This window comes from Streptomyces sp. WELS2, from assembly GCF_013870595.1.
In the GTDB taxonomy this organism is placed as follows: domain Bacteria; phylum Actinomycetota; class Actinomycetes; order Streptomycetales; family Streptomycetaceae; genus Streptomyces.
Map to the genome: position 1 here is coordinate 1 of NZ_JACBWZ010000053.1, position 17,214 is coordinate 17,214.

13 protein-coding genes and 1 pseudogene are annotated in these 17,214 nt (G+C 71.1%); 11 read left to right on the forward strand and 3 right to left on the reverse strand.

Features of this window, described 5'->3' with window-relative positions; genetic code table 11:
• The 4 genes and pseudogenes from H5J33_RS05790 to H5J33_RS05805 form a co-directional block, all read left to right on the forward strand.
• Positions 1-188 (forward strand): annotated as a pseudogene (locus H5J33_RS05790) (aspartate aminotransferase family protein); the annotation flags it as partial.
• Positions 189-390: 202 nt separating this feature from the next.
• Positions 391-2,397 (forward strand): IucA/IucC family siderophore biosynthesis protein, encoded by a 2,007-nt coding sequence (locus H5J33_RS05795; RefSeq protein ID WP_181793684.1) that lies wholly within the window; start codon positions 391-393, stop codon positions 2,395-2,397.
• 46 nt (positions 2,398-2,443) lie between these two features.
• Positions 2,444-3,214, forward strand: a complete 771-nt coding sequence (locus H5J33_RS05800; RefSeq protein WP_181793685.1) for a GNAT family N-acetyltransferase — start codon at positions 2,444-2,446, stop codon at positions 3,212-3,214.
• Between the two features lie 128 nt (positions 3,215-3,342).
• Entirely contained in the window at positions 3,343-5,319 is a 1,977-nt protein-coding gene (locus H5J33_RS05805; RefSeq protein ID WP_181793686.1) for an ATP-dependent DNA helicase, read from the forward strand.
• Positions 5,320-5,461: 142 nt separating this feature from the next.
• Here H5J33_RS05805 and lexA read toward each other — a convergent pair whose 3' ends face one another.
• Entirely contained in the window at positions 5,462-6,241 is a 780-nt protein-coding gene (gene lexA, locus H5J33_RS05810; RefSeq protein WP_181793687.1) for a transcriptional repressor LexA, read from the reverse strand.
• A 560-nt stretch (positions 6,242-6,801) separates the two neighbouring features.
• Here lexA and nrdR point away from each other — a divergent pair.
• Positions 6,802-7,350 carry a transcriptional regulator NrdR gene (gene nrdR, locus H5J33_RS05815; protein WP_181793688.1) on the forward strand — a complete coding sequence of 183 codons (549 nt, stop codon included), beginning with the start codon at positions 6,802-6,804 and terminating at the stop codon, positions 7,348-7,350.
• A 164-nt stretch (positions 7,351-7,514) separates the two neighbouring features.
• Entirely contained in the window at positions 7,515-10,406 is a 2,892-nt protein-coding gene (locus tag H5J33_RS05820; RefSeq protein WP_181793689.1) for a vitamin B12-dependent ribonucleotide reductase, read from the forward strand.
• 70 nt (positions 10,407-10,476) lie between these two features.
• On the opposite strand, the gene H5J33_RS05825 is transcribed toward H5J33_RS05820, so the two are convergent.
• A complete protein-coding gene (locus H5J33_RS05825; RefSeq protein WP_181793690.1) occupies positions 10,477-11,010 on the reverse strand; it encodes a TerD family protein in 534 nt (177 codons plus the stop codon).
• Between the two features lie 148 nt (positions 11,011-11,158).
• On the opposite strand from H5J33_RS05825, the gene H5J33_RS05830 reads away from it, so the two are divergent.
• The 3 genes from H5J33_RS05830 (at position 11,159) to H5J33_RS05840 (ending at position 13,545) form a co-directional block, all read left to right on the forward strand.
• Positions 11,159-11,764, forward strand: coding sequence for a YdbC family protein (locus H5J33_RS05830; protein WP_181793691.1), 606 nt, complete (start codon positions 11,159-11,161; stop codon positions 11,762-11,764).
• Positions 11,765-11,967: 203 nt separating this feature from the next.
• Complete coding sequence (locus H5J33_RS05835) at positions 11,968-12,627, forward strand: histidine phosphatase family protein (protein ID WP_181793692.1); 660 nt, start codon at positions 11,968-11,970, stop codon at positions 12,625-12,627.
• 12 nt (positions 12,628-12,639) lie between these two features.
• Positions 12,640-13,545: an ADP-ribosylglycohydrolase family protein gene (locus tag H5J33_RS05840; protein WP_181793693.1), complete on the forward strand. Its 906-nt coding sequence runs from the start codon at positions 12,640-12,642 to the stop codon at positions 13,543-13,545.
• Positions 13,546-13,926: 381 nt separating this feature from the next.
• Here the strand turns inward: H5J33_RS05840 and H5J33_RS05845 are convergent, their stop codons facing one another.
• Positions 13,927-15,477 (reverse strand): MFS transporter, encoded by a 1,551-nt coding sequence (locus H5J33_RS05845; protein ID WP_181793694.1) that lies wholly within the window; start codon positions 15,475-15,477, stop codon positions 13,927-13,929.
• 182 nt (positions 15,478-15,659) lie between these two features.
• Between H5J33_RS05845 and H5J33_RS05850 the strand changes: the two genes are divergently transcribed.
• Positions 15,660-16,283, forward strand: coding sequence for a TetR/AcrR family transcriptional regulator (locus H5J33_RS05850; protein ID WP_181793695.1), 624 nt, complete (start codon positions 15,660-15,662; stop codon positions 16,281-16,283).
• Between the two features lie 81 nt (positions 16,284-16,364).
• Positions 16,365-17,066, forward strand: coding sequence for a ribonuclease HII (locus H5J33_RS05855; protein WP_181793696.1), 702 nt, complete (start codon positions 16,365-16,367; stop codon positions 17,064-17,066).
• The last annotated feature ends 148 nt before the right edge of the window (positions 17,067-17,214 follow it).

Here is a 17,214-nt window from a genome sequence, read left to right on the forward strand (position 1 = left end):
TGATCGTCGAACTGGGCGGCCGGCACGCGTCCGTGGTCCGGCTGCTTCCGCCGCTGACGATCAGCGACGAACAGGCGGAGGCGGTGCTCGACCGCCTGACCGACGCGATCACCGCGGCGGCCCGCGACCACGAGACCCAAGGCCCCGACCGGCGACGACAGCCCGGCGCCGCCCAGCGCGCGGGCTGAAGACCACACCCGCCGCACCCGGCCACCGGCTCGGCGAGGCTCCCTCGGACCGCCATCACCTGCCATCCCGGCTCCGCCTTCCCTCCGGGCGGCCGGTCCGGCAGCCGGCCCCGCCTCGCCGCCGTCCCGCCCGCCCGACGAGGGGCCGGGCGGCGACCGGACCAGCCCGCGACACCCCACCCCCAGCCCCAGAGGAGCCGTCATGAACGCCACTCCCCACCCCGACGGCCGCTCCGGCGCCCCCGACGACCAGGGAGACACCACGCCGCCCGCCGCCCTGCCGCGCGCCGACTCCGTCCCCCAGCAGAAGAGGCGGGCGGCGGACACCAGCTGGCGGACGGTGCCCGGCCCCGACCCCCTGGACGATCCCGACCCGCACACCGCGGCCCAGGCCGCCGCCGTCGAGAACCTCCTGCGGTGCTGGGTCCGCGAGACCGGCCTCGCCGCCCCCGCCACCGAGAGCCTCACCATCCCGCTGCCCGCCGGCGGCACCGCCCTCATCGCACCGGTGCGGTACTGGTCCCCGACCGGCTGGCACCGCTTCGGCCCGCCCCGCCTCGCCTCCGCACCCGGCACCGCGCCACCCGTCGACGCCGTGACCCTCGCGGCACTCCTGGCCAGGGAAACCCCCGCCCGAACCGGCCCACCGGGTGGGACGGCGCCCACCCCGCCCCACACCGTCTCCCACCCGGGAGATGAGGGCACCCCCGGCGCCCCCGCCTCCGTCGCCCACCCCGCGGCGGGCGCCGATCTCGTGGCCAGGGTCGCCGACTCCGTCCGCCGCACCGCCGAGTTCATCCGCCACCGGCGCGCACACCCCGCGGACAGCCCCGACCTCTTCCTCAGCGCCGAACAGGCCCTCCTCCTCGGGCACCCGCTGCATCCCACCCCCAAGAGCCGGGAGGGCCTGACCGACGCCGAGGCCGACCGGTACTCACCGGAGTCGCACGGCTCCTTCCCGCTGCACTGGCTGGCCGTCGCCCCCTCCCTCCTCGCGACCGACTCGGCCTGGACCGAGCGCGGCCGTCCCGTGCCCGCCGGCCGGCTCGTCCGCAGCCTCGCCGGAACCGGCCTGCCCCTGCCCGACGGCTACACCCCACTGCCCCTGCACCCCTGGCAGGCCCGCGAGGTACGGCACCGGCCGGCCGTCGCCGCACTGCTCGACTCCGGGCTGCTCCGCGACCTCGGGCCCCTCGGCGCCCACTGGCACCCCACCTCCTCCGTGCGGACCGTCCACCGCTCCGGCGCCCCCGCGATGCTCAAGCTCTCGCTGGCCCTGCGCATCACCAACTCCCGCCGGGAGAACCTGCGCAAGGAACTCCACCGGGGAGTCGAGGTGCACCGGCTGCTGCGCACCGGCCTCGCCGGGCAGTGGCGCACGGCCCACCCGGGCTTCGACATCGTCCGCGACCCCGCCTGGCTCGCCGTGGACGACCCGGACGGTGTGCCCGTGCCGGGACTCGACGTGGTGATCCGGCACAACCCGTTCACCCCGGCCGACGACGCCGGCTGCGTCGCCGGACTCGTGTCCCCCCGCCCCCTCGCCGTACCAACCTCCAACACCTCGGAACGGCCGCTCACTTGGCCGGTGCGTTCGCGTCTGGCTCATCTCCTCGCGCGGCTCACGGCCCGTACCGGCCAACCCCTGGGCGCCGTGGCGGCGGAGTGGTTCCTGCGCTACCTGGAGCACGTCGTCCGCCCCGTCCTCTGGCTGGACGGCGAGGCCGGCGTCGCCCTCGAAGCGCACCAGCAGAACACGCTGCTCCTGCTGGACGGCGACGGCTGGCCCGTCGGCGGGCGTTACCGTGACAACCAGGGCTACTACTTCCGCGAGTCACGGCGGACCGAACTGACGGCACGGCTGCCCGGGATCGGCGAGCGCAGCGACACCTTCGTCCCCGACGACGTCGCCGACGAACGCCTCGCCTACTACCTCGCCGTCAACAACGTGTTCGGCCTGATCGGCGCCCTCGGCTCCCAGCGCCTCGCCGACGAGCGGCTGCTCCTCGCGGCCTTCCGCCGTTTCCTCACCACGCTGGCCTCGGGACCCGATCCGCTGCGCAGTCCGCTGCCCGGCCGCCTGCTCGACTCGCCCGTGCTGCGCTGCAAGGCCAACCTGCTGACCCGGCTGCACGGCCTCGACGAACTCGCCGGCCCGGTCGACACCCAGTCCGTCTACGTCACCATCGCCAACCCCCTTCATTCCTGAGCGACATCCGCACCCGACCCACCTCGTCTCCCGAGAGGAGAGCACCGTGCCCCCCACCGACCTGACCACCGGAACCGGTCCCGCACCGGCCCACCCCGACAGCGCCGGCCCACGGCCCGGTACGACGGGTTCCCGGCACTCCCCGTTCGGCCCGTTCACCGCGGAGGACGACGACCCGGGCGGCGAGGACACGCTGGACCTGCAACTGCCCGCCGAGTTCCTCGCCCTCCGCGCCGGGGCGACGACCGGCCTCGTAGGCCGGATCGCCACGTGGGGCGCGGTCCCCACCCCCGTCGGCCGCTTCCGACTGGAGCCCGTACGCATCGACCACGACCTGCCGCTCGTCCACCGCTGGATGAACGACCCGGCCGTCGCCGCGTTCTGGGAACTCGCCGGACCCCCGCGCCGGACCGAGGACCACCTGCGGGCCCAACTGCGCGGCGACGGACGCTGCGTCCCGTGCCTCGGCGTACTCGACGGCACCCCGATGAGCTACTGGGAGATCTACCGCGCGGACCTCGATCCACTGGCCCGCAGCTATCCGGCCCGCCCGCACGACACGGGGATCCATCTCCTCATCGGCGACGCGGCCGACCGGGGACGGGGACTGGGCACCGTCCTGCTGGGAGCCGTGGCCGGCCTGATCCTCGACCGGCGTCCCACCTGCCCACGGGTGGTGGCGGAACCCGATCTCCGCAACACCCCCTCCATCGCCGCGTTCCTGGGCGCGGGCTTCCGGTTCGCCGCCGAGATCGACCTGCCCGGCAAGCGGGCCGCCCTCATGATCAAGGACCGGGTCCCGCGCGACGCGCTGTAGCGCCACGTGACCACACGCTCACTTCCAGCCGCCCCGACCCCCGCCCCAGGAGCCCCGGCCGTGATCCCGCTCCCCGCCCCCGTCACCGCCCCCCGTTTGTCAGTGCGGGGCCGTAGGGTGGTCAGGCTATGACGAAGCCCTCCCTCTCCGAACTCCTGCATGCCGCCGTCGCCGCCGTCGGCGGCACGGAGCGCCCCGGCCAGGTGACCATGGCCGAAGCGGTCGCCGAGGCGATCGACGACGGCACCCACCTGCTGGTCCAGGCCGGCACCGGTACCGGCAAGTCGCTGGGCTATCTCGTGCCCGCGCTCGCGCACGGAGAGAGAGTGGTCGTCGCGACGGCCACGCTCGCCCTGCAACGCCAGCTGGTGGAGCGGGACCTGCCGCGCACGGTCGACGCCCTGCACCCGCTGCTGCGCCGCCGCCCGGAGTTCGCCATGCTCAAGGGCCGGTCGAACTACCTCTGCCTGCACCGCCTGCACGAGGGCATGCCGCAGGACGAGGAAGAGGGCCTGTTCGACCAGTTCGAGGCCGCCGCGCCCACCAGCAAGCTGGGGCAGGACCTGCTGCGGCTGCGGGACTGGGCGGACGAGACCGAGGACGGCGACCGGGACGACCTCACCCCCGGCGTCTCGGACCGCGCCTGGGCCCAGGTGTCGGTGTCCTCCCGGGAGTGCCTGGGCGCGTCTAAATGCGCGTACGGCGCGGAGTGCTTCGCGGAGATGGCCCGTGAGCGGGCCAAGCTCGCCGAGGTCGTGGTCACCAACCACGCCCTGCTGGCCATCGACGCCATCGAGGGCGCCCCGGTGCTGCCGCAGCACGAGGTGCTGATCGTGGACGAGGCGCACGAACTGGTCTCCCGCGTCACCGGCGTCGCCACCGGCGAGCTCACCCCCGGCCAGGTCAACCGTGCCGTGCGCCGCGCCGCCAAGCTCGTCAACGAGAAGGCCGCCGACCAGCTCCAGACCGCCGCCGAGGGCTTCGAGCGGCTCATGGAACTCGCTCTTCCGGGCCGCCTGGAGGAGATCCCGGAGGACCTCGGCTACGCCCTGATGCAGCTGCGGGACGCCGCCCGCACGGTGATCTCCGCCATCGGCGCGACCCGCGACAAGTCCGTCCAGGACGAGGACGCGGTCCGCAAGCAGGCGCTGGCCTCCGTGGAGACGGTCCACGACGTGGCGGAACGGGTGCTGAACGGCTCGGAGTGGGACGTCGTCTGGTACGAGCGGCACGACCGGTTCGGCGCCTCCCTGCGGGTCGCCCCCATGTCGGTCTCCGGTCTGCTCAGGGAGAAGCTCTTCGCCGACCGGTCCGTCGTCCTCACCTCGGCGACGCTCAAGCTGGGCGGCGACTTCAACGGCGTCGGCGCCTCTCTGGGCCTCGCCCCGGAGGGCACGCAGGGCGAGGACCTGCCGCAGTGGAAGGGCATCGACGTCGGCTCGCCGTTCGACTACCGCAAGCAGGGCATCCTGTACGTGGCCAAGCACCTGGCGCGCCCCGCGCGTGACGGTGAGCGTGCCGACATGCTGGACGAGCTCACCGAGCTGATCCAGGCGGCCGGCGGGCGCACCCTCGGCCTGTTCTCGTCCATGCGGGCCGCCCAGCTCGCGGCGGAGGAGCTGCGCTCCCGGATCCCGGAGTTCCCGATCCTGCTCCAGGGCGAGGAGACGCTCGGCGAGCTGATCAAGAACTTCGCCGCCGATCCGAAGACCTGTCTCTTCGGCACGCTGTCGCTGTGGCAGGGCGTCGACGTCCCGGGTCCCAGCTGTCAGCTGGTCGTCATGGACAAGATCCCGTTCCCGCGCCCCGACGATCCGCTGATGAGCGCGCGCCAAAAGGCGGTGGAGGACGCGGGAGGCAACGGCTTCATGGCGGTCGCCGCCACTCACGCGGCGCTGCTCATGGCGCAGGGCGCCGGCCGTCTCGTCCGGGCTTCCGGGGACCGGGGCGTGGTGGCCGTGCTGGACCAGCGGCTGGCGACCGCCCGCTACGGCGGTTACCTCAAGGCGTCACTGCCGGACTTCTGGTACACCACGGACCGTAACCAGGTGCGCAGGTCGCTCGCGGCGATCGACGCGGCGGCGAAGGAGACGGAGGGCAAGTGACCGCGGGGTGGCCGGTTCGCGGCCACCCTCGGGGAGGCGGCGCCCGGCGACGGCCTCGGGGACGGGCAGGGCCCCGGAACCGGCGCAGGGGTTCCGGGGCCCGGTCAGGGAGTGAGCCGGGTGGGGCTCGTCGCGGCAGCGGTCAGACGCGCCGCAGGACGGCGACGACCTTGCCCAGGATGGTCGCGTCGTCGCCGGGGATCGGCTCGTAGGCCGCGTTGTGGGGGAGGAGCCAGACGTGGCCGTCCTCGCGCTTGAAGCGCTTGACGGTGGCCTCGCCGTCGAGCATGGCGGCCACGATGTCGCCGTTCTCGGCGACCGGCTGACGGCGCACGGTGACCCAGTCGCCGTCGCAGATCGCGGCCTCGATCATGGAGTCGCCGACGACCTTGAGGACGAAGAGTTCGCCGTCGCCGACGAGCTGGCGGGGGAGCGGGAAGACGTCCTCGACGGACTCCTCCGCGAGGATCGGGCCACCGGCGGCGATGCGGCCGACGAGTGGGACGTACGACGCGGCGGGCTTGCCGGCGGTGTCCGTGGGCTGCACGGTGACGGCCTGGTCCGAGCCGCGGACCTCGTAGGCGCGCGGGCGGTGGGGGTCGCGGCGCAGGAAGCCCTTGCGCTCCAGTGCCATCAGCTGGTGGGCGACGGAGGAGGTGCTGGAGAGGCCGACGGCCTGGCCGATCTCCCGCATCGACGGCGGGTAACCGCGCCTTTGCACGGAGTCCCTGATGACCTCGATCACCCGGCGCTGCCGGTCGGTGAGTCCGGAGCTGTCCGCCCGGATGCCCGGAGGTCGGCCCGGCAGGGAGCGCTTGTTCCCCTCGGGATTCGTGGCTTCGTTCATCGCGTGTACCGGCTCGACTCGGCCCTGGGAGCGGTCCTGGGCGGTGATGGTGGCACTGTCTGCGGTGGTGGTCACGGCGGCCCCTCTCGATGGTCTCCCTGCTGCACAACGGTAGTTGCTTTCGAAAGGTTGCGCCAAACACACGTTCGAGTGAAAAAGTGCGTTTCGCCTGACGTGATCAGGTGTCCGGGTGTATGGCCGGCGTGACACTCGACGGACAAAAGCGCCCATTGTTGTACTCTTCACCGCTGGAGTCGCTCGCCTCGTGAGCGGCGTCCCCAGTCTGCCATCCGGAATATCGCACTCCGGTTCCGGGGCCCTTCCCGTGCGGGAGTGGCATGTGTGCTCCCCGCGGTGCCCACCGTATCCCCGCGTGCGCGTGCCGGCGGGGCTGTGCGCCCGCGTGTCCCCGCAGGTCACCGCAGACCTCCGGGGAGCCGTTCCGGTGCGACACGCGTGTCTGCCTTGGTGAATGAGCCGATCCCCACATGTAGTGGTTGGATGGCTACAGCGGCCCACAAGTTGTGGTCCCCCCGGTCGGAGACGGCTCGCCTATCGCCTATGCTTAGGGCTGCTTCGCGAGGCCTGTGTGTCGGGCGAGGCTGACGAGTCTGCTGTGAGGAGGGTTGGAGAACATGCACTGCCCCTTCTGCAGGCACCCCGACAGCCGCGTGGTCGACAGTCGTACGACCGACGACGGCACGTCCATCCGCAGGCGCCGCCAGTGCCCTGACTGCTCCCGTCGTTTCACGACCGTGGAGACGTGCTCGCTCATGGTGGTGAAGCGGTCCGGAGTCACCGAACCGTTCAGCCGTACCAAGGTCATCAACGGCGTGCGCAAGGCGTGCCAGGGACGGCCGGTCACCGAGGACGCGCTCGCCCAGCTCGGGCAGCGGGTCGAGGAGGCGGTGCGCGCGACCGGAAGTGCCGAGCTGACCACCCACGACGTGGGGCTGGCCATACTCGGTCCCTTGCAGGAGCTGGACCTCGTCGCCTATCTGCGGTTCGCCTCCGTCTACCGGGCGTTCGACTCGCTCGATGACTTCGAGGCCGCCATCGCGGAGCTGAGGCAGGCGACGCGCCCCGCCGCGGACGAGGAAGACGCCGGCGCGGGGAGCCAGGAAGACCATCGCGGGCCGGCCGGGACCACGCAGGTTCCCGAGCCCGCGCACGCCGCCGACTGACCGGTGGGCCGGAATCCGGACGGAGAACCGGGTTCCGGCCGTACGGCGGCGAACGTAGACCTGTCGCGGGCGGCGGCTGAGGGTGCCCGCGACGCAAGACAGAAACATGTGCCCACGGGAACAACGGGGGCATTTCAGGGCGTTTTCGCCCGTAGGGAGGCGGCATGACAGAGACGGCGAGCGGTCCGGCACGAGGTTCCCGCGCCAAGGGAGCCAAGGGCACCAAGGGACTGCGCATCGAGCGCATCCACACCACCCCCGGAGTGCACCCGTACGACGAGGTGACGTGGGAGCGCCGTGACGTCGTCATGACCAACTGGCGCGACGGCTCGGTCAACTTCGAGCAGCGTGGCGTCGAGTTCCCCGACTTCTGGTCGGTGAACGCGGTCAACATCGTCACCAGCAAGTACTTCCGTGGTGCCGTCGGCACCCCGCAGCGCGAGACCAGCCTCAAGCAGCTGATCGACCGCATCGTGAAGACGTACCGGAAGGCCGGTGAGGACCACAAGTACTTCGCCTCCCCCGCCGACGCCGAGATCTTCGAGCACGAGCTGGCGTACGCCCTCCTGCACCAGATCTTCAGCTTCAACAGCCCCGTCTGGTTCAACGTCGGCACCAAGCAGCCCCAGCAGGTCTCTGCCTGCTTCATCCTGTCCGTCGACGACTCCATGGAGTCGATCCTCGACTGGTACAAGGAAGAGGGCATGATCTTCAAGGGCGGCTCCGGCGCCGGCCTGAACCTCTCCCGGATCCGTTCCTCCAAGGAACTGCTCTCCTCCGGCGGCAACGCCTCCGGTCCCGTCTCCTTCATGCGCGGCGCCGACGCCTCCGCCGGAACCATCAAGTCCGGCGGTGCCACCCGCCGCGCCGCCAAGATGGTCGTGCTCGACGTCGACCACCCCGACATCGAGGACTTCATCGAGACCAAGGTCAAGGAAGAGGAGAAGATCCGCGTCCTGCGCGACGCGGGCTTCGACATGGACCTGGGCGGCGACGACATCACGTCCGTCCAGTACCAGAACGCCAACAACTCGGTCCGTGTGAACGACGAGTTCATGAAGGCGGTCGAGGAGGGCGGCAAGTTCGGCCTGCGTGCCCGCATGACCGGTGAGGTCATCGAGGAGGTCGACGCCAAGGGACTCTTCCGCAAGATCGCCGAGGCCGCCTGGGCCTGCGCCGACCCCGGCATCCAGTACGACGACACGATCAACAACTGGCACACCTGCCCCGAGTCCGGCCGGATCACCGCGTCGAACCCGTGCAGCGAGTACATGCACCTGGACAACACGTCCTGCAACCTGGCCTCGCTGAACCTGATGAAGTTCCTGAAGGACGACGGCAAGGGCAACCAGTCCTTCGAGGCCGAGCGCTTCCAGAAGGTCGTCGAGCTGGTCATCACCGCGATGGACATCTCGATCTGCTTCGCGGACTTCCCGACCCAGAAGATCGGCGAGAACACCCGCGCCTTCCGCCAGCTCGGCATCGGCTACGCCAACCTCGGCGCCCTGCTGATGGCCACCGGCCACGCCTACGACTCCGACGGCGGCCGCGCCCTGGCCGGCGCCATCACCTCCCTGATGACGGGTACGGCCTACCGCCGCTCCGCCGAGCTGGCCGAGGTCGTCGGCACCTACGACGGCTACGCCCGCAACGCCGACGCCCACAAGCGCGTCATGAAGCAGCACGCGGACGCCAACGCCACGGCCGTGCGCATGGACGACCTGGACACCCCGGTCTGGGCCGCCGCCACGGAGGCCTGGCAGGACGTGCTGCGGCTCGGCGAGAAGAACGGTTTCCGTAACTCCCAGGCGTCCGTCCTCGCGCCGACCGGCACCATCGGTCTCGCGATGTCCTGCGACACCACCGGCGTCGAGCCCGACCTCGCGCTGGTGAAGTTCAAGAAGCTCGTCGGCGGCGGCTCGATGCAGATCGTCAACGGCACCGTCCCGCAGGCCCTGCGCCGCCTGGGCTACCAGGAGGAGCAGATCGAGGCGATCGTCGCCCACATCGCCGAGCACGGCAATGTGATCGACGCCCCCGGCCTCAAGCAGGAGCACTACGAGGTCTTCGACTGCGCCATGGGCGAGCGCGCCATCTCCCCGATGGGCCACGTCCGCATGATGGCCGCGATCCAGCCGTGGATCTCCGGCGCCATCTCCAAGACGGTCAACATGCCGGAGACGGCGACCGTCGAGGAGGTCGAGGAGATCTACTTCGAGGCCTGGAAGCTGGGCGTCAAGGCGCTCGCGATCTACCGCGACAACTGCAAGGTCGGCCAGCCGCTCTCCGCCAAGAAGAAGGAGCCGGCGGACGAGAAGAAGGCCGAGGAGCCCGCGGCCGTCGAGACCAAGGTCGAGAAGGTCGTCGAGTACCGTCCGGTCCGCAAGCGCCTCCCGAAGGGACGTCCCGGCATCACCACGTCCTTCACCGTCGGCGGCGCCGAGGGTTACATGACGGCCAACTCCTACCCGGACGACGGCCTGGGCGAGGTCTTCCTGAAGATGTCCAAGCAGGGCTCCACCCTCGCGGGCATGATGGACGCCTTCTCCATCGCCGTCTCCGTCGGCCTCCAGTACGGCGTGCCCCTGGAGACGTACGTCTCGAAGTTCACCAACATGCGCTTCGAGCCGGCCGGTATGACGGACGACCCGGACGTGCGGATGGCGCAGTCGATCGTCGACTACATCTTCCGCCGCCTGGCGCTGGACTTCCTGCCCTTCGAGACCCGCTCCGCGCTCGGCATCCACTCCGCCGAGGAGCGCCAGCGGCACCTGGAGACCGGCTCCTACGAGCCGGCCGAGGACGAGGTGGACGTCGAGGGCCTGGCCCAGTCGGCGCCGCGCGCCCAGGAGTTGAAGGCGGTCGCCACGCCGAAGGCCGAGACCGAGGCGGCCAAGCCCGCCCCGAAGCAGGCCCACACCAGCGCCGAACTGGTGGAGATGCAGCTGGGCATCCAGGCCGACGCCCCGCTGTGCTTCTCCTGCGGTACGAAGATGCAGCGGGCCGGTTCCTGCTACATCTGCGAGGGCTGCGGCTCGACCAGCGGCTGCAGCTGATGACACGCCGTTCGTGAAGTAAGGGGCGCCGGCCATGGCCGGCGCCCCTTGCACGTGCGCGTCGGGAAGGTCAGGGCCGGTGCGCCCGGCCCATGACCCGGGTGAAGACCGCCGGATCCTCGTCGAAGCCGTGCAGGCCGGCGTGGAACGTCCACTCGCCTGAGTCGTCCCGGACGAACTCGGCGACCGATGCGGCCGTCGCCCCGGTCACCGAGGCGAAGCCGTCCTCGGCGAGCACGGTGTAGCCCTCACGGATGCGGAGGGCGGGATTCAGCACGTCGGCGAACGTCTTGCGCCCGTACCTCTGCTGGATGGCCGCGCCCACCACCACGCGCGCGTAGCGGCCGTCGAGACGGTCCAGTTCGAGCGTCATGACCTCGTCCCAGCCGAACCCCTTGCCGTCCGTGCTGTCGCGGTTGAGGGTGATCGTGCCGTCCGGTGAGCGGCTGTCGAAGTGCACCAGATAGGCCGGATCCCCGTACGCGTCACCGGACACGAAGGTCGCGGCGATGATGTCGAGATCGGTCGGCGAGTGACCCGCCGGACTGGGGTCCCACTTGAGCGCGACCTCGACCTTGCGGATTCCCTTGCTGAAGCCGGTCACCAGGCTTCCCCCTCCCGCTGTGGTTCGACCCCAACTTCCCTGCGGCCGGGGTGTGTTGTCCATCGTGCCATGTAACGGGGCGCGCACGCGCGGGCGATCCGCGCGAAGACGTGACCGACGCCACGCCCGGTGGCCGTACGATGGCGCGGTGCTGGTCAAGTGGATTCGCTGCACCGTCGTGGACCGCCGGGGTTTCGAGCGGGGGCAGCGGAAATGGGCGGGGCTTCCCGGGGAGCCGGGTTTCCGGGGACAGGGCGGTGGCTGGAGCCGGCAGCGGCCGGGGGTGGCGCACATCTTCGCCTTCTGGGAGAGCCGCGCCTTCTACGACTCCTTCATGGCCCGCTCCCACGACCGACTGGCCGCCGCCCAGTCCGGCACCTACAAGGACGCCCAGGTCAAGCTGTTCGAGTACCGCTTCGATGTGAAGACCGGATTCGAGCCCCGCTTCACCGACGCCGATCTGATCCGGGTCGCCCTGTGCACAATCCGCGAGGAGCGCGTGGAGCACTTCACGCTCATGCAGGAGAAGGTGTGGAACCCCGCCATGGCCGGCTCGCCCGGCATGATCCGCGGCATGTTCGCCGAGGCGCCCGAGCACGAGTTCCTGATCCTTTCGATGTGGCGCTCGGCGGCCGAGCACGGCAAGTACCGCACCGAGCGCGTCGAGCGCCTCGCCCTGCGCGCCCAGACCGAGGCGGACGTCGCGGCACTCTCCGGCGACATCGTGGACCTGGAACCGGCCTGGACGGTCTGAGGCGCGTGGACGGTCCGAGGCGCGGGGACGCTTTGAGGGGTGCCGACGCTTCGAGGCCCGTGACGGTTTGAAAAGCAAACGCAGCAGCCATGGGCGCCCGCGACGGGCCGGACGGCGGCCCGGACGCCGGATTCATGTGACCTACGCCGTATGGAGCCCGTACGAGTGCTCGACACGCCGCCGCACGCTCTAGGGTTTCGTCCATGGCACGACCACGGCGCATCGTCCTTGTCCGGCACGGCGAGTCAACGGGCAACGTCGACGACTCCGTGTACGAGCGCGAACCCGACCACGCCCTCGCGCTGACCGAGCGCGGTTGGCGGCAGGCGGAGGAGACCGGGAAGCGGCTCCGCGAGCTGTTCGGCCGGGAGCGGGTCAGCGTGTACGTCTCCCCGTACCGCCGTACCCACGAGACACTCCGCGCCTTCCACCTCGACCCCGACCTCATACGCGTCCGGGAGGAGCCCCGGCTGCGCGAGCAGGACTGGGGCAACTGGCAGGACCGCGACGACGTGCGCCTGCAGAAGGCGTACCGGGACGCGTACGGGCACTTCTTCTTCCGGTTCCCGCAGGGTGAGTCCGGCGCGGACGTGTACGACCGGGTCGGCGGCTTCCTGGAGAGCCTGTTCCGCAGCTTCGAGGCCCCCGACCACCCCCCGAACGTCCTGCTGGTGACCCACGGGCTCGCCATGCGGCTGTTCTGCATGCGCTGGTTCCACTGGACGGTCGCGGAATTCGAGTCGCTGTCCAATCCGGGGAACGCCGAGATGCGGATGCTCGTTCTCGGGGAGGACGGCAAGTACACACTCGACCGGCCCTTCGAACGCTGGCGCGAGCCGGTGCCGCACTGGGTCACCGGATAAAGTGGCAGGGCGATGACCGCTGACTCCTCTTCCCCCGGGCGCCTGGAGCGCGCCCTGACGAGCCTGCGCGGACTGGCCGTGGGGGACGCCCTGGGCTCCCAGTTCTTCGTCCCCGCGCACTACCCCCTGCTCAAGCGCCGCGAGCTGCCCGCGGGCCCCTGGCGGTGGACGGACGACACCGAGATGGCCTGTTCCGTGGTCGCCGTCCTCGCCGTCCACCAGCGCATCGACCAGGACGCGCTCGCCCGCTCCTTCGCCGAGCACCACGACTTCGACCGGGGCTACGGCCCCGCGGTCAACCGGCTGCTGCGCCTGGTCCGGGAGGGTGAGGACTGGCGCCGACTGGCCGCCGGGCTCTTCAACGGCCAGGGGTCCTGGGGCAACGGCGCGGCGATGCGGATCGCCCCCCTGGGCGCCTGGTACGCGGACGATCCGGAACAGGCGACCCACCAGGCGGAGATCTCCGCCTACACCACCCACCAGCACCGGGAAGCCGTGGTCGGCGCCATGGCCGTGGCCGCCGCGGCGGCGTTCGCCGGCTCCCCGGACGGGCCGCCCGGCCCCGAGGCCCTGCTGGACGGCGTCATCGCGCTCGTCCCGAAGAGCGCGGTCGGCCAGGGCCTCCGCCGGGCCCGGGACATGCTCGACTACGACGACGCGGTCACCGTCGCGGCCGTCCTGGGCTGCGGACGCCGTACGACCGCCCATGACACCGTCCCCTTCGCCCTCTGGTCCGCCGCACGGTCCCTCGGCGACTTCGCGTCGGCGTTCTGGACCACCGCCCAGGTCGGCGGTGACGTGGACACCACCTGCGCGATCGTGGGCGGGGTGCTCGCCGCGGGCAAGGCGGGGACACCGCCCGCGAAGTGGGTCGAGCGCACCGAGGCCCTGCCGGACTGGGTGCCCACGGGTGCCTGACGGCTCCGTCGCCGCGGCGGGCCGGCCCGCCCGGCACCGCACACCGAAACTCTCCGTTCCCGGTGGGAACTCTCCGTGATCATCGCTCGTTGTCCCGGTATCCGCTGCCCACCGCGTCCGGGTCCGGGGCGCCCGGCGGGGCCGCGGGCGCGAGAGGGAGGGAGGGGAGGACGGATGGCATTCGGTGCGCGGGTGCCGGCCGTGCTGCCGGAGCGGGGCCGGCGACCGGTTCGGGCGGTGTTTCCAGCCGTGGTCCGGGCCCTGCTCCTGATGCTCTCGTGCGCCCTGGACGGAGTGGTGCGGCCGGCCGGATCTCCGCGCGGGCGCTCCGTCGCCCGGCAGCGGTCCGGCCGGCCCCGGCATCGCGCGGCGCGGCGCGGTTCAGCCCAGGTGCGGGCCCGCCGTGCCCGCGAGGGAGTCGAGATCGCTCTTGCGGACCCTCAGCACCAGCCAGGCGGTGACGAAGGCGAGCACGGCCATCGCGGCGGCCGGGATGAAGGCCGTGGAAATGCCGTGGGCGAGCACCTCGTTCCCCCACGGCGCGGGCAGCTGGTGCGTCTTGGCGAACTCCGCCTTCTGCTCCGGCGAGGCAGCGGAGAGGAAACGCGGCAGCTGCTTCTTCCCCTCGTCGGTGGCGGCCGATCCGAAGACGGTCGTCAGGATCGACAGCCCGAGCGAACCACCGACCTGCTGCATGGCGTTGAGCAGCCCGGAAGCAGCCCCCGCCTCGTGCGCGGCCACACCGGACACGGCGGTGACGGTCGCCGTCACGAAGGTCAGGCCCATGCCGAAGCCGAACACCAGCATCGGCCCCAGCACCCCGCCCACATAGGTGCTGTCGGGCTTGATGAAGGTCTGCCAGCCCAGCCCGACCGCCACCAGCGCGGCGCCGGCCATCATGAACGGCTTGGGGCCGAGCACCGGCAGGAAGCGCTGCGACAGCCCCGCGCCGATCGCGATCGCGGCCGTCACGGGAAGGAACGCGAAGCCGGCGCTGATGGCGCTGTAGCCGAGCACGTTCTGCACGAACAGCACGATGTAGAAGAACATGCCGAACATCGCCGCGGCCAGGCTCAGCATGATCACGTACGTGCCCCAGCGGTTCCGGTCCGCGAACATCCGCAGCGGGGTGATCGGCTCCTTCGCCCGCGTCTCGATGAGGACGAAGGCGAGGAGCAGCACCACGGCCGCGGCGAAGGACCCGATCGTGAGCCCGTCCCGCCAGCCGTCCTCCGCGGCGCGGATGAACCCGTACACCAGCGAGGCCATGCCGACCGTGGAGGTCAGCGCGCCGGCGAGGTCGAAGCGGCCCGGATGACGGTCGGACTCGTTGATGTACAAGGGCGCGAGCGACGCGATCAGCACGCCGATGGGCACGTTGACGAACAGCACCCACCGCCAGTCGAGCCAGTCGGTGAGCATGCCGCCGGCCAGCAGGCCGATGGCACCGCCGCCCGCCGACACGGCGGCGAACACACCGAAGGCCCGGTTGCGTTCCGGGCCTTCGGGGAAGGTGGTCGTTATCAGCGCCAGCGCCGTGGGGGACGCTATCGCGCCGCCCACACCCTGGAGGGCTCGCGCGGCCAGCAACTGCCAGGGCTCCTGGGCCAGGCCGCCCAGCAGCGAGGCGAAGGTGAACAGCAGGATGCCGGTCATGAACACCCGGCGGCGGCCGAGGATGTCACCGGCCCGCGCACCGAGCAGCAGCAGGCCGCCGAAGGTGAGCGTGTAGGCGCTGACCACCCATGTCAGATCGGTCGTGCTGAAGCTGAGCGCTTCTTGAATGTGCGGGAGCGCGATGTTCACAATCGTCGCGTCGAGTACCACCATGAGCTGACTGGCCGCGATGACGGTGAGTGCGATGCCGGGGTGCCCTCCCCGACGGGCCGCGCCCGGTTTCTGATCGTCTGCGAGAAGCTGAGAGGTTGTCACTATGGGTCCCCCATACAGGCGTTAGTGAACGCTCGCGTTCACTGTCGCGCCCACCGTAGTGAGTCCCCGACAGTGAACGCAAGCGTTCACTCAGCGCGCGTCGCGCCCGCGTCCCCCCGTTGCTGCAGCGCGGCGTCACTGCCCCGGAAACACCGCTCACCTCGCACGCAGGAGAAACACAGATGGCTACCTCGCGCTGTACGGCCGCGCCCGCAGGAACGGCTTCCCCCCGCCGGCGTGGAGCAGTGCTGGAGCGGGCGATCCTCGACGCCGCTCTGGAGCAGCTCAGCACGGTCGGCTGGAAGGGGCTGACCATGGAAGGCGTCGCGGCCGGGGCCCACACCGGCAAGGCGGCGGTCTACCGCCGCTGGCCCTCCAAGGAGGACCTGGTCGCGGACGCCCTGGTGTCCGGGCTGCCCCGGGTGGAGCGGGCCCCGGACCTGGGCAGCGTGCGCGAGGATCTGCTCACCCTGTGCCGGCAGGTGCGGCAGATCATGTACTCGCGGCCCGGCGTCGCTCTGCGCTCGGTCATTCACGAATGCGATCAGGTGCAGGCGGAGCGCTTCGAGGAGCTGATCCTCGGCAGTGTCGTCGAGCCGACCGTCGAGCTGGTGCGCGAGGTCATCGTCCGTGGAATAGAGCGCGGAGAGGTCCGGGAGGACGCGGCCAACGGCTATGTCTTCGACGCCATCCCGGCCATGATGATGTACCGGTCGAAGATGTGCGCCAGTGAATGGAACGATCAAGACCTCGAAGGGATGGTCGACCAGCTGATGCTTCCGCTGCTGCGGCCCTACGGAGCCTGACGCCCCCTTCCGGCGCCCTGCGCGTCCCTCGGGAGACCGGGGTGTCGCGCGCCGGTCCCGGCGGCGTACGCTAAGGGCGCCATGCCGTACGAACCGCCTACCCACACCGTCGAGCGCTCCCTGCGCGCCACGACCGGAGCGAAGGTCATTGCCGGTGTCGACGAGGTGGGACGCGGCGCCTGGGCCGGTCCCGTCACGGTCTGCGCGGCGATCACCGGACTGCGCCGCCCGCCCGAGGGCCTGACCGACTCCAAGCTGCTCACGCTCAAGCGGCGCACAGAACTCGCCGAGATCCTGCGGTCATGGGTGACGGCCTATGCGCTGGGGCATGCTTCCCCCGAGGAGATCGACGACCTGGGGATGACGGCCGCGCTGCGGCTGGCCGCGGTCCGTGCCCTGGACGCCCTGCCGGCCCGCCCCGACGCCGTGATCCTCGACGGGAAGCACGACTACCTCGGCGCTCCCTGGAAGGTCCGCACGGTGATCAAGGGCGATCGGTCGTGCGTGGCCGTAGCGGCGGCGTCGGTGATCGCCAAGGTTCAGCGCGACAAAATGATGGCCGAACTGGGTCTCGACCATGCAGACTTCGGATTTGCGGACAACGCCGGGTATCCGTCGCCCGTGCACAAGGCCGCACTGGCGGAACGGGGGCCCACCCCGCACCACCGTTTGTCGTGGGCGTATCTTGATGCGTTGCCTCAGTGGCGGCACCTCAAGAAGGTCCGCAACTGGGCGGACGGAAGCGTTCCGGAAATTGAGGGTCAGCTCGGCTTCGATTTCTGACGGTTCCGATCGCACTGATGTGCCACCCGGTCATCCGCGCCGCACCAACGTTTGATAAAAATCAGCTCATGCCTCTCATTCCCGAGGAGCCTCAGATTCACGAGAGTGCCCAGGGTCCCCGCGCCACGCCGGCCAGCGGCCGCACCGC